The following is a 13,347-nucleotide window of genomic DNA, read 5'->3' as shown; positions in this document are numbered from 1 at the left end:
AAGGCCCGCTCAGTAGGTTTCACGGCTCGGCCACGGCGAGGGCGGTGGGATGTTGCTGGGCGGGAATGACGCCCGTCTGCACGGGCGCCAGCTCGGCAGCTCGGAACAGCTCCGCCGCCGACAGCCCCGCCGCCTGTTCGACACCAATGACCCCACACGTCCACTTGCCCGTTGCCGTGCGATACCGATGCAGCAGCTCTCCTATGCGCAGGTAGGCGTCACCTGGCTCTTTGGGGGGACCGGCGAACCAAGTGGGTGGCGAAGGTCCCCCACTCACGGGCTCTGCTTTATCCCAGCCGGGACCAGGCCAGCCAGCATGGCCCGAGTCTCGGGATCGGTTGAGTAGAGTACGGTACCGACCATCCCCCGCGTGAGTAGCACTTTGTAGGTATTTCGAATAAGGCGACCGAAGGCTTCTGGCTCCGCCTTTTTCACGGCGAGGTCCTTGCTCTCTCCAGGAACGGCACGCCACTCATTTCCGCGCCACACCAGGTCGGGACCGAAGATCATTCCGTTCCAGGCGTACTCGAATCCTTGGGCCGTGTAAATGCACCCGATCTGCCCGAAGCCTGACGGATCAGTGGCCCACAGCGAGGAAACGGGTGCCCCTCCTACAGGCTGCTCACCTCTAAGGTTCCAGGGCCTGCACCATTCCCCAATAACCACGTCGTCGACGAGGCTTCCGTCAATCCGCGGGTCGCTCCACTGCCAGCAGAATCCTGCCGTCATACGAGAGGTGTAGCCGGATTCCTGTCGGCCGCGTAGGTAGCTCTCCATCCCTTGGGGCGATTCGGCGACGAGCAACTCGAAATCTTCCTCGGGCTGCCACTGAATCGGACCACCGGGCTCAAGGCCGAGGAGACGGAGGACCCAATGTTCGTAGGCACGGCTCCCGCCGCACCGGAACTGGCTGTTGAGATCGACATGGCGAACAATGCACCCGCGCGTGTGAGCAGCCTCGTCGATGGTCTCGACACTTCCCATCTCCCCGGGCCTCACGACCTGATGCTCGTCGATCAGAAAGACGGGGACCCTGGCTGCGTCGATGAGTTCCTCCACTTGGCTTCGACCGCTGCGATGCCCGGCGTACGCGCCCTGCCTCGATGACCGCCGGCGAATACGATGGGCTTCATCACAGATCAAGACGTCCAGCCCGTTTCGTTCAGCACTTGTGAAGTCAAAGAAATAACGGAAGAGCTTTGGAATTCGGCCGTTCTTAGTGCCGACGACGTGCCGGAGAGTGGTGGTGAAGGACTTGGATCCGGTGGCGTGGACAACGCTTCGCCCGTTCCTCCCGAGGTGCCCCATCAGGTGCAGCGCAATGATGCTCTTACCCGAACCAGGACCCCCGGATATCACTATGACTTCCTTTTGGTCAGACTGTCGCGACAGGTCCGCCGCCCGCTTCACCAAACGAGCCGCCACCTCTTGCTCATCCATCAGGAGGAACTCACCTCCGTCAATTATCTCGGCAGCAGCGGCACGCATTAGTTGACGACCGGGAGCACGGGGACTGTTCAGAAGATAATCAGCCTCTGATGAGCCATCCAGGGCAGAAAGGCGGGTCTGCAGATACTTGATAAGTTCTCCGCGGGATGTATCCGTGAAGAGTTGCGCCCTCGCGTCGGGTAATCTTAGTAGTTCACTGACATCCCGATCGACTGCGTAGTGCAGATAGGCCACGCCGGCGACTGCGTCTTCCTGATCGCTCAGCACATTGGTGAAGTCCTGCAGGTAGTCGCAGTAGCGGCGCACCTGGGCCACGGGATGCAGAGCCGGCCGATTTCCCATTCTCGCTACTAAACATAAATTGTCAGTGCCAGGAACGAGGCGCGCTTCGCTCCATTGCTTGAGCTCGACGATGACGTAGGACGGTCTGCCCGTCCTGGGATGGGAGCCGGCAAGGACAATATCTGCGCGCAGGCTGGTAAGGGGTAATCGCTGCTCGATCAGCACCTCGATGTCATCCAGCCCCGCGTCGCACAGAACCTCTGCCAGGGCCGGGAGACTGTTCTCCCATGAGCGGCGTTCACTGGACGAAGGGTGCTGGAAAAGCACCGAGCGGTACTTATGGGTGAGCCGCTCGAAGAGGGCTCCATCACTGCACTGATCGAACAGCGCACGTGCGGACATGCGAAGAAGAGGCACGGACCATCTCCATATGGGCTGTGGACTCGGTGGACTCGACGGCAAGGGGGCCAGCGGGGGCTTGCTCCCGGAGACCCTGGAGGTGCGTCTGGGCAGTCAGGCGAGCGGTAGGCGGTACTCGAAGCTCCGCGGCCTCAGGTCCGCCTCAGCCGGCGCCCAGTCATGGAGGTGCAACACCCTGCCGCCACTCGCTGTGTAGTTGTCGGTCCGCAAGTCCACCTTGATGTCACTGACCACAAATAGGTCTACGGTGTTCTGCGGGTCCCGGGCATGCTCGACCTCGTTGATCGTCAGGTCGACGCTCGTGGCCGCTCCCGTTGTCCCCTTCACCTCTACGCGGCGTTCTTCCCTGTCACGGGTGCAGTGGAGGTCGTACGGCTTGCCAAGGCGTTCGACCGTCCAGCCCTCCCCCTCGTAGTGAGCGGCCGCCATGTCCTCCGCGTGCAGTTCGATGGCCTTGCGCTTCTTGGGGTCGGAGACGAAGCCCGCCCCCCTGGAGGGCCGCTTTGGTTGCCTGGGCGGCTTCACCTGCTCCGCGGTGAAGCCGGGCGTGTGGTTCAGGGCCACCGTCTGCTGTTCGGACCAGTTCGCCGGGATCCCGGCCGCATCGAGCAACGGCTGCGGGTCCATGTCGACGACCATGCCTATGCCTCGTTGAGTCCCCGAAACACGGATGGCGTCACTGGCGGCCATTCCAAGCGGCCCGTCCTCATCGAGACGGACGTCATGGAGTACAGCCAATGGCTCGATGCCAAAACGCACCGGGTACTTGATGGTGTTCCCGGCTTCCTCGTCCGGCCAGTGAGGGGCCTCTGCCTCGTAGAAGTTCTCACGTACTTCGAACAAGTACAGAGTGATCTTCCTGGTACTCCATACGTCGAGTTGTACGCGCGGACCCACTCCCGTGGCCAGCACGGCGAAGCGTGGACGCGCGGACCGGTACTCGGGCCTCCACACCGGGAACCCCCACGACCGGGTTTCGATCCCGTACCGCAGGTTGCGCTGGGCTCCGGACGATTGACCTACGTGGACCATCACGAACGAGGCTGTCCGCGAGGGACCGTGGAGGGGAACAGGATCGTCGCCCTTGCGGCTGTCCTCGTGCCTTGCCAAGTGCCTTCCTCCGTGACCGCCGGCCTCTGCGCCGATCGCAAACGATCGACTGAGCGCCATGACCATGGCACATGTCGATCAGATTTTCATACAACTAAAGCCAAGGGTTGGCGAGTTGGCAACACAAATCGGACACAGGTCGGGAGGGCGCCTCAGTGCTCCCCTAATGCCCGCTCAGAGCACGCTGCTCAACAAAATGGCGCCCCGCGTCCACACACGCCCAGTGGCTCAACGGACGACGCCCACCTGCCGGGCAGTGTTAGGGCTGTCCTCAGGCGTTGTGCACGCCTTCGCAGGCGACGACCAAGGCTGCACCTCCTGGCCGTACTGGAACGCGTCGCCGAGCCGAACGTGGCGTGGGATCGGGTCACGACGCTTTCCGTGGCGCCTTCCTGTACGCCGACACAACACCGGACGGAGCGAACGCGGCGTGACGCGATCCGCTGCCCTACTCGACGGCACCCTGGTTCTCGACAGCGAAGGACTCGCCACGGCCGTACGCGAGACCGCGCGGTCACCGAATGACTTGCCCTGGCCCGCGCCGACGTCCGGGTGATCCCCGGCACCGCCACCCGTGTGAATGTGGCCCACTCGCAAAGCAGTCGGCCAGCGTTGGTACCGCTCGCACCGGGTGGTAGATGGCCGCCATACAGAACCCCGAGTAGGTCGCCGAGCACTCGTGGCGCACAGCCCTCATCGCGACGATCATCGCGATGCTGGAAGGCGCCGACCCGGCCCGGGCCGCGTTCCTCGCCGTCTGGCACGACTCCCAGGAGACCGGCACAGGCGACGTCAATCACCTCGGCAAGAAGTACACCGGCGGAGAGGCCGACCCCCGCGACATCACGGCCGACCAAGTCACCGGCATGCCCGAACTCCTCGCCGAAGCGGTACGCGACCTGGTCGCCGAGTGCGAGGCCAAGGAGTCCCCGGAAGCGATCTGCGCACGCGCCGCCGACAAGTTGGAGTGCATGATCCAAGGGATCGAGTACAAGGCACAGGGCTACCAGCACGCACAGCGCTGGATCGACAACAGCCGCAGCCCGCCTACCAAGACCGCCAACGCGCTGGCGGATGCCGTACTGGAGACCGGCTCCCTGGACTGGCTCCGCACGGCTCTCGGCGAGAAGCAGAGCTGACGCCAACTGCCGTGCAGCACGGCCCAGGTGCTGATGGTCGAAGGGCGACCGTCCCGTTGCCAGCAGACCACGCCCAACCTTCGCTTCGCGCGCCGTTGCACCACCTACCCGAACCCTCCCCAGCACCCTCCACGTGATCGACACGCTCACCTAGGATGGCGAACACCATCTCAGCGGCCCGACGGGCTTCCTGATCCGCCTGCCCGGCGGACATCGGAGGACATGCCCCCGCCCGCACGAGTCTTCTTCGTGCTGCCTGGGGGCATTTTCTTGCTGTTCCGTGAGTCCGCGGCGTCCGTGGCCGCCCGCCTCCTCGAAGGGTCGCTGGCGCTGCATCTGACCGAGAACTTCCGTCACCAGCACGGCCGGAGGCCCGCCCCGACGGAGATACGGTCCTGGGAACGCAGCCTTCCGGCGCTCGTCAACGCACTCGTGGAGGCCGGGCTCGACGATGTCGAAGTCCTCATCGAGTACAGCCTGCCTCTCACCAGCAAGCGCGCGGACGCCCTGCTCGCCGGTGTGCACCCGACAACCGGCGAGCCTTCGTACGTCGTCGTCGAACTCAAGCAGTGGAGCGCGGCCCACCCGGAGGAGGACGAGCCGCTGCTGTGCCGCATCGACGCGTACACGCAGCCCGTGCTCAACCCGATCGAGCAGGTGCGGGGCTACTGCGAGTACCTGCTGTCGTTCAACGGGGCGTTGGAGCGGATGCCCAACTCGCTGGCCGGCGTGGCATTCCTGCACAACGCGACCGAGTTCCAGATCGCGGGGCTGAGGGGCGTAGAGGAGAACCAGTACGGTCGGATGTACACGGGAGAGCAGCGCGGCGCCTTCCTGGACTTCCTGCGCTCGCGGCTCGCCGGGAAGCCCGGCGCACACGTGGCCGACGTACTGCTCGACGCCAAGGTACGGCCGTCGAAGCAGCTGATGTCCGTCGCGGCGGCCGAGATCCGCGACCGCGAGCAGTTCGTGCTCATCGCCGAGCAGCGGGTCGCGTACGAGAAGGTGATGTCCGCCGTCCGCAAGGCCAAGCGTGGCAACCACAAGCAGGTGATCGTGGTGACCGGCGGTCCTGGATCCGGCAAGAGCGTGATCGCGCTGTCGGTCCTGGGCGAGTTGTACCGGCGCGGGGTGCCCGCGTTGCACGCGACCGGGTCAGCGTCGTTCACCAAGACGATGCGCAGGATCGCGGGGGCCAAGAAGCGTGAGGTCCAGCAGCTGTTCAAGTACTTCAACAGCTTCATGGACGCAGAGCCGAACGACCTCGACGTACTGATCTGCGACGAGGCCCACCGCCTCCGCAAGACGTCCGCCAACCGCTACACCAAGGCGGCGCTGCGCACCGGACGACCCCAGGTGGCGGAACTGATTGACGCGGCCCGGGTCCCCGTGTTCCTGCTCGACCAGCACCAGGTGGTGCGGCCCGGCGAGATGGGGACCCGGCAGGAGATCGAGCGCGCCGCCGCCGAGCAGGGCCTCGACTGCACAGTGGTGGAACTGAACGGCCAGTTCCGGTGCGGCGGCAGCGACGCGTACGAGAAGTGGGTCATCGACCTTCTCGGCCTGGACGGCGGCACACCCAGCCAGTGGGAGCCCGACGGCAAACTGCAGCTGCTGACCGCCGAAACGCCGCAGGAGTTGGAGGGCTTCCTCATCGCGCGCCGGGAGGAGGATTTCGGCGCCCGCATGTCGGCCGACTACTGCTGGAAATGGACCACGAAGGTCACCCCCGACATGGCGACACTCCCCGCAGACGTCGTGATCGGCCAATGGTCCCGCCCCTGGAACGTGTACGGCGACCGATCCGTGCTCGGCGCACCGCCCGCGCCTCTCTGGGCCACCGACCCGGCCGGCTTCGGCCAGGTCGGCTGCGTCTACACGGCGCAGGGCTTCGAGTACGACTGGTCGGGCGTGATCATCGGCCCCGACCTGGTCTGGCGCACGGACCACTGGGTCGTCGACCGCTCGGCTTCGAAGGACCCGTCCTTCACCAAGGCGACACCCGACGACGACGTCGACCGGCTCATCCGCAACACGTACAAGGTGCTGCTGACACGGGGAATGGTCGGAACGATCCTCTACTCGACGGACGCGGAGACCCGCGAGAAGCTGCGGTCGCTCATTCATCCGGCATCCCGGGCCGAGGTGCCGGCGCCTGTGTAGTCCCACGTGCGCCAGAGGCACTCATGCGGTGTCACCGGGCGGTCCAGCGCCGGGATTGCGTGGTCGCCCGCCGTCCGTGACGTCGTCCGGTGTCATTCCGCCCAATGAGAGCGGTGCGCTTCCGGACGACGCGGCCCTACTCCCCGGACTCGGACGGGTCCCTCAGTTCCACCCTGATTCAGCAGGCACCCGGCAACGCACCTGCTTCCCAATCGCCGATCTCCGCACGTGCCATCCCGGCGCAAGCAGGTCGATCAGGCCCAGCCCGCGCCCGGCTTCGGCCTCCGCACTGTCGAGCGGCGTAGCCCGGCGCCTCGGCAGCGCGCCAGGGTCCGGGTCGTGGACATTCACCGTGACGCCGTACGCCGTCACGTACACCTCCCCGTTCGGATGCTGGAGGCATGGCTGCTGCTCGACCAGTCAGCGATCCGCGAAGTGGCAGGCAACCCCAACGGCAGGATGGCACTCGACCTTCCGAGACCGGCAAGGGCGGAATCGGTGACGGACCCCAAGGCACTGCTCAAACAGGCGATCGCCACAGCCAGCGGGGAAAAGGGGCGCGGTCTACAGAAGCTCCAGACCCGCTTCTCGGCGAATCGCGCGCGGCTCCTGCAGATGCTGGATCGTGAAGGGCCCGTCAGACAGCTCGCGTCCTGGCGGTCGTTCACGAACGACCTGCGCCAGGCGCTGGGCAGTCACTGACCGCTGCCGCCCTCAGGGACGCTCCGCGTCCCCGGCCAAACAGCGGACGATGTACGTCATGTGCTGGACGTTGCCGACCTGGTTCCACGTCCCGGCGTTACCCGTGCCCTTGGAACCCGTGGTCCGGGCGCACTGCTGATACCAGCGGTCGCCCGCGCTCGCCCCCTCGCCCCGGAAGTCCGGGAACTCGGTGATCCACCGCGCCGCTTCCCTCGTGGCACCGGTTTCGCCCCGGTTCTCGGCCCAGAAGCGGGCGAGCAGGAAGGAGCGTTCCGCCGTGTACCGGAGCAGTCCGAACCGCGACCGATCACTGTCGTCCGACGCCCTGCCGAGATTGCGGGCGGGAAGCGTGCCGTAGTCGCCGTAACGAACGAACTCCGCATACGACCTCCCGCTCGCGCGTATCTCGTGCCACGTGTCCCAGTCGGCGCGGTCAGCCTCGCCCCGGTCTCCGTCGAGCAACCTGTCGACTTCGTCCGGGAAGCCACCGGCCAGGGCGGCGATCGTTCGCCAGGAGGCGAGCGGCACCAGCGCGTCGAGCGCTCGCAGCGCTTCTTTGTCGGCGTCGGGACGGCCAGGGAGCACCGTCTGAAGGTCGAGAAGGAGGTCCACTCGCACCTCGCGACCCGTCCTGGCGAGCAGAGCCGCGGTGCGTTCGGCGAGTTCGTCGTTCCAGACGACGGGCAGCCGTATCCGTATGCCGAGGCCGTTGCCGCCGTCGCGGGCGCTGGCCACGGCCACGGCCTGGTGGGCTGTGGGAAGGTCCGGGTCGGTGACCGGCCGGAGCGCTGTGTGGGACCAGTACGAGGGGAGCAGATCCGCGTAGGCACGCTTGCCGAGGTCTGCGTGCGGGGCGTCAAGCCACGCCGGGGTGTATTTCTGTACGGCCGCGACCCGTCGGAGTTCCTTGTCCACCGCCTGTTGGAGTTCCTCTGCGTCCTCGGCGGTCATGGCCGGGAGCGTCCATAGGGGAGCTGTCCGGTCACGTGCTCGTGGGGCGAGATCCTTGACCGCGGCGACGGCGTGAGGGCGCGTGGGCAGGACGGGAACGTACAGCGGTCCGGACATGGTGGCCCCCTCCACATTGCCCCGCGGCAGTCTGGGACCAGAGTGAGACGGGGTGATGCATACCGAAAGGGCGCAATTCCGGTCACCCGGCCGGAACGCGCAGGCCATGGCCCCGTAGGGCCGGGAGCCTCTTCAGCGGTGTCCGAGGGACCGTATGTGGCCAGGGCAGCCGCAGTGACCGTGCACGCCCAGTAGCATGCGAGGGGCGATTTTCGCCGTCCGGGCACCATTGGTCGGGGCGGCTGGGCGAGATGAGCGGGGATCACGTATGCGGGACGGCCGGTGGGTCACGGTCACCGAATCCCAGTTCGAGCACGAGCGGCGCGGCCTGACGGCCATCCGCGAGAAGCTCCGGGACAAGAACAACGAACCTTGGCATGCCTGGTCCAACTTCACCTTCACCGCGGGCACCGGCCACGTCCGTGAGGTGGACCTCCTCGTCATCGCACCCGGCGGGGTGCACCTGATCGAGCTGAAGGACTGGCACGGCTCGGTCGAGTCCCGCAACGGGTCCTGGCTGCAGACCCAGCCCAGTGGCCGGCAGGTCTCCCACGGCAATCCCCTCCATCTGGCGAACCGGAAGGCCAAGGAGCTGGCCTCCCTGCTGCGCCGCGAGGGTGTGTCGGTGTGGGTGTCGGAGGCCGTGTGCTTCACCGACTCCACGCTGCGCAACCGTCTGCCCGCGCACGACCAGCACGGCCTGTTCACGGTGCCCAAGCTCGCCGAGATGCTGGAGCGCCCGCCCCTCGACGAACGCCGCCGGATCGACGCCCCGAAGTCGCGCGCCATCGCGAACGCCCTCCAGCGGATCGGCATCGCGCCCAGTGACGCCGAGTACCGGGTGGGGCCCTACCAGCTCGACCGGAAGTCGTTCGACTCGGGACCTACGTGGGCGGACTACCTGGCCCGGCACAGCGAACTGCCCGAGGCGGCCCGGGTCCGCGTCTATCTGCGCGAACGGGGCTCGGACGCCGAGCAGCGCGCCTCGGTGGAGCGTGCGGCGCGGCGCGAGGCGGCGGTATTGCGGCGGTTCCGGCACCCGGGTGTCGTACAGCTGAAGCAGTACGACCCGTCCGGGCATCCGGCGGGTCCCGCGCTGATCTTCGACTACGATCCGCGGACCCTGCGGCTGGACGAGTATCTGGCGCAGTACGGCGACAAGCTCGACGTGCTGACCAGGATGGCGCTGGTGCGGCAGCTGGCGGAGACGGTGCGTTCGGCGCACGGCCGCCGGATCTACCACCGCACGCTGGCGGCGAGGGCGATCCACGTGATGCCCCGGCCCCGGGGCCGCGTCGCGGGGGCGGACGGCGAGGAGGCGGGCTGGCTCAACCCTTATGTGCAGATCTCGGACTGGCAGGTCGCGGTGCAGCGCGACGCCGCTTCGGGCGGGGTGGGCGGCGGCGAGCGGTTCGCGCCGACGACGTTCTCCCGGGCGGGCGCGCATCTCGCGGAGGGCGCGGACCCCTATCTCGCACCGGAACTGACCGCGCCGAAGGCCGACCCTGTCACGCTCGACGTCTACGGCCTGGGCGTCCTCACCTACCTGCTGGCCACCGGCAGGGCTCCGGCGGCCAGCCAGGCCGAGCTGGTGGCCCGCTTCGAGGCGGGCGAGGGGCTGCGGCCCAGCGCCGTGGTCGACGGCCTGTCCGAGGACATCGACGAACTGGTGCAGCTGGCCACGGCCTACAGCCTCAACGACCGGCTGACCTCGGTGGACGACTTCCTGGACATGCTGGAGGTCGTCGAGGAGACCCTGACCGAGCCCGCCCGCCCGGCCGCACCGCAGGCTCCGACTCCGGTTCCGGCCAAACCCGACCCCGAACCCGAACCTGCGCCCGAACCGGAGAAGGACCCCCTTGAGGCGGTCGCCGGCGACGTACTGGCGGGCCGCTGGGAGGTCAGACGCCGGCTCGGGACGGGCTCGACCAGCCGCGCGTTCCTGGTACGGGATCTGACGGCGGGCCCCGAGGTACGGCTCTCCAAGTCCCTCGCGGTCCTGAAGGTCGCGCTGTCGGACCGCTGCGGCGAGGTGCTGGAGCACGAGGCCGAGGTCATGGGGCGGCTGCGCCCCGACTCCCGCATCATCCGCCTCGTCGAGCCCGAGCCGCAGCGCATCGCGAACCGCACGGTCCTGGTCCTGGAGTACGTCGGTGACGAGCGCGAGGCCGACGCCTCCGCTCCCGGCGCCTCCCGCACCAGGCGGCGCGAGGAGACCGTCGCCCGTCAGCTGCGCGAGTCCGGCCGGTTGACCGTGGACCAGTTGGAGGCGTACGGCGACTACCTCTTCGGCGCCGTCGACTTCCTGGAGGGCGAGGGCGTCTGGCACCGGGACATCAAGCCGGACAACATCGCCATCCGCGTCCGCCCGAACCGCACCCGTGAGCTGGTGCTGATCGACTTCTCGCTGGCCGGTTACCCGGTGAAGGAGACGGGAGCGGGCACGGACGGCTATCTGGACCCGTTCATCGGGGATCTCACCGACCGCTCGGTGTACGACGCCCACGCCGAGCGCTACGCCGTCGCCGTCACCCTGCACGAGATGGCCTCGGGCGAGCTGCCGCTGTGGGGCGGGGGCCGGGTGTCGGCCCGGCAGACCGATCCGGAGAAGGAGCCGCATCCGGCGATCGCCGTCGACGCCTTCGACCCGGCGGTGCGCGACGGGCTGGAGACGTTCTTCCAGCAGGCTCTGCACCGGGACGCGGCGCGGCGCTTCAAGGATCTCAAGCCGATGCGGGACGCCTGGAAGCGGATCTTCCTGGCGATGGACGAGGCGAAGCCCTCGTCGCGGCGCCCGCGTCCGGCGCCGGCCGCACCGGGCAGGGCGGAAGCCGCCGCCGTGGACGGTGTGACAGCGCGCGCGGAGCCGGTGATCGAGGCCGCCGAGGAGGAGACCGCCGAGCAGCAGCGCGACCGGCTGGCCGGTCAGGCGGACCGTGACACGCCGGTCTCGGCCTCGGGTCTGAGCCCGGCCGCCGAGTCGTTCGTGTACGGCCTGCCCGTGAACACGGTCGGGGGGCTGCTCGACTACAGCCAGCGCCAGCTCGTCAACGCCCCCGGCCTGGGCGCCAAGACCCGCAAGGAGGTGCTGGGCCGGATCAAGCAGTGGCGCCGACAGCTCGCCGAGCGGCCCACCGCGCCCCTGACTCCCGAGGGCCGGAAAGCGGCGAAGGAGGAGCTGACGCAGGCCGAGGCGGACGTAGCGCACGCCCTGGCGGCCAGCGGAGGCGCGGGCTCACTGCCCGCCGCCGCCCTGCGCACGGTCAGCCTGGACGCGCTGGCCACGGTCTTCGTCCCCGAGCTGAAGAAGGACGAGGCGAACCGCAACGAGTGCGAGATGGTACGGCTGCTCCTGCGCCTGCCCGACGAGCGCGGCGAGCTGCCCGACATCGGGGTGTGGCCGAAGCAGAAGGACGTGGCGGCGGCACTCGGCCTCTCGGCGGGCCGTATCCCGCAGATGCTGAAGACCCAGCGCGGACGGTGGAAGAAGGACCCTGCGGTCCAGGCCCTGCGCGCCGAGGTCCTCGAACTGCTGCGTGACCTGGGCCGTGTGGCCTCGGCCGCCGAGATCGCCGACGCGCTCGTGGTACGTCGGGGCACCCAGCTGGAGGAACGGGAGCAACGGCGGGCCCTGGCCCTGGCGGCCGTGCGCGCCGTGGTCGAGGTCGAGCAACTCAAGCCGGACGAGAGTGAGTTCCGGCACGCTCCCAACCGCGAGGCGTCCGACGAGGCCATGGGCGCCGGCCTGCTGGCCCTGGAGGTCGGCGAGGAGGACGCCCCCGAGACGCCGTCAGCCCCGGGCCTCCTCGACTACGCCCAGCGCCTGGGCAGGATCGCCGACCGTCTGGCGAAGCAGCCGACGCTGCCGACCGCCACGACGGTCCTGTCCGAGCTGGGCGCCGTCCCGCCGCCGAGCGCGGCCGTCGACTGGGACGAGCGCCGCACGGCGGAGTTGGCGGCGGCGGCCTCCCGCAACGCCGCCGCGACCCCGCGCCTGGAGATCTACCCACGCGACCTGCCGCTCGTACGGGCACTGCGGCTCACCCAGGCGGGCCTGGTACGCGTCATCCCCGACCTGGAACGTGCCCGTCAGCCCGGCCTGACGGTGGAGGAGGTCCACGAGCGCGTTAGGGCCCGCTTCCCGGAGCTGCTCGACCACCGGGGCAGTCACGAACTCCCGAAGGGCGGCCGTCTGACGACCGCTATGCGCGAGGCGGGCTTCGACCTGGAACTGTCGACCCGTTCCGGCACCCGGACGTCCCGCTATCTGCCGCGCAAGCTGGCGGACGCGTCGAGCTTCATGTCCTCCGGCGCCCGCCGCGTGGCCACCGGCACCATCGCCGCGCACCGGTACGCCGACGACACGGAGCTGGCCGGTGCGGTCGCGGCGGAGGAACGGCTGACGTCGTCGTCGCGCCGGGACGGGTTCCGGGTGCTGACGGTGCGGACGGCTCAAGCGGGCGCGGCAGTACGGGAGTTGGACAGCGAACGCTTCGAGGCCGGGGTCGTCTCGGTGACCGAGCTGTTCCTGGCGGCCCTGCACGAACTGGTCGAACAGCGTCCCAAGCCGACGTGGGAGACGCTGGTACGGGCGGACGTGGCGGAGCCGGGGTCTCGGGGGGCGATGAAGTTCGCGGAGTACGCGCGGACTGCTTGGGGAGTGGTGGAGCCGCGGTTGGCTGACCTGTTGCTGGGGACGGGCGTGGGCGCGGGTACGGGCGGCTCGGTGAGTGGTGGCGGACCCCTGCTTCTGACCGACGCCGGGGTGCTGGGCCGGTACGACGCGATGGGCGTCCTCGACCGGCTGGCGGAGCGGTCCCGGCGCGGCGGGCGGGGGCTGTGGCTGCTGTGCCCGCAGAGCGACCCGACGCGTCCGCCTCGGCTGGGGACGACCGCGGTGCCGTATCAGGCGGGGCTGGGCGAGTGGATCGTGCTGCCGGACTCGTGGGTGGGGAATCGGCATCGGGCGGCGGCGGGGCAGTTGGCGGAGTAGTGGTGGGGCCGGTGTGACCGG

Annotated in this window: 7 protein-coding genes and 1 pseudogene; 4 read left to right on the top strand and 4 right to left on the bottom strand. The window is 68.5% G+C overall.

All coding sequences use genetic code 11. The features are described from left to right. Positions 1-19: 19 nt before the first annotated feature. The 3 genes from ACZ5VQ_RS18345 to ACZ5VQ_RS18335 all read right to left on the bottom strand — a co-directional run bounded on the left by ACZ5VQ_RS18345 (position 20) and on the right by ACZ5VQ_RS18335 (position 3,261). The gene (locus ACZ5VQ_RS18345) at positions 20-277 is read right to left on the bottom strand and encodes a hypothetical protein (RefSeq protein ID WP_469105783.1); all 258 of its coding nucleotides are present in this window, start codon (positions 275-277) and stop codon (positions 20-22) included. Beyond that, positions 274-2,133 (bottom strand): DNA/RNA helicase domain-containing protein, encoded by a 1,860-nt coding sequence (locus ACZ5VQ_RS18340; protein WP_469105813.1) that lies wholly within the window; start codon positions 2,131-2,133, stop codon positions 274-276. Before ACZ5VQ_RS18340 ends, ACZ5VQ_RS18345 begins: the two co-directional genes overlap by 4 nt. A gap of 111 nt (positions 2,134-2,244) precedes the next feature. Next, entirely contained in the window at positions 2,245-3,261 is a 1,017-nt protein-coding gene (locus ACZ5VQ_RS18335; protein ID WP_469105782.1) for a protein NO VEIN domain-containing protein, read from the bottom strand. A 617-nt stretch (positions 3,262-3,878) separates the two neighbouring features. Between ACZ5VQ_RS18335 and ACZ5VQ_RS18330 the strand changes: the two are divergent. The 3 genes and pseudogenes from ACZ5VQ_RS18330 to ACZ5VQ_RS18320 all read left to right on the top strand — a co-directional run. Beyond that, positions 3,879-4,400, top strand: a pseudogene (locus ACZ5VQ_RS18330) (HD domain-containing protein); the annotation flags it as partial. A 270-nt stretch (positions 4,401-4,670) separates the two neighbouring features. Further along, positions 4,671-6,563 carry a DNA/RNA helicase domain-containing protein gene (locus ACZ5VQ_RS18325; RefSeq protein WP_469105781.1) on the top strand — a complete coding sequence of 631 codons (1,893 nt, stop codon included), beginning with the start codon at positions 4,671-4,673 and terminating at the stop codon, positions 6,561-6,563. A 339-nt stretch (positions 6,564-6,902) separates the two neighbouring features. Further along, positions 6,903-7,265 (top strand): hypothetical protein, encoded by a 363-nt coding sequence (locus ACZ5VQ_RS18320; RefSeq protein WP_469105780.1) that lies wholly within the window; start codon positions 6,903-6,905, stop codon positions 7,263-7,265. Positions 7,266-7,277: 12 nt separating this feature from the next. Here ACZ5VQ_RS18320 and ACZ5VQ_RS18315 read toward each other — a convergent pair whose 3' ends face one another. Continuing rightward, the gene (locus ACZ5VQ_RS18315; protein WP_469105779.1) at positions 7,278-8,333 is read right to left on the bottom strand and encodes a beta family protein; all 1,056 of its coding nucleotides are present in this window, start codon (positions 8,331-8,333) and stop codon (positions 7,278-7,280) included. 268 nt (positions 8,334-8,601) lie between these two features. Here ACZ5VQ_RS18315 and pglW point away from each other — a divergent pair, with 268 nt between their 5' ends. Then, on the top strand, positions 8,602-13,326 hold the full coding sequence (gene pglW, locus ACZ5VQ_RS18310; protein WP_469105778.1) for a BREX system serine/threonine kinase PglW: 4,725 nt from the start codon (positions 8,602-8,604) through the stop codon (positions 13,324-13,326). The last annotated feature ends 21 nt before the right edge of the window (positions 13,327-13,347 follow it).

This window comes from Streptomyces sp. NPDC033178 (assembly GCF_055577685.1).
Note: the sequence above shows the minus strand (reverse complement) of the source record. Positions and strands in the feature narration are given on the sequence as shown.

What these genes read in the sequence shown, in the direction of transcription:
- pglW (WP_469105778.1), top strand. Translation starts at nt 8,602, where the DNA reads ATGCGGGACGGCCGGTGGGTCACGGTCACCGAATCCCAGTTCGAGCAC.
- ACZ5VQ_RS18340 (WP_469105813.1), bottom strand. Translation starts at nt 2,133, where the DNA reads ATGTCCGCACGTGCGCTGTTCGATCAGTGCAGTGATGGAGCCCTCTTC.
- ACZ5VQ_RS18315 (WP_469105779.1), bottom strand. Translation starts at nt 8,333, where the DNA reads ATGTCCGGACCGCTGTACGTTCCCGTCCTGCCCACGCGCCCTCACGCC.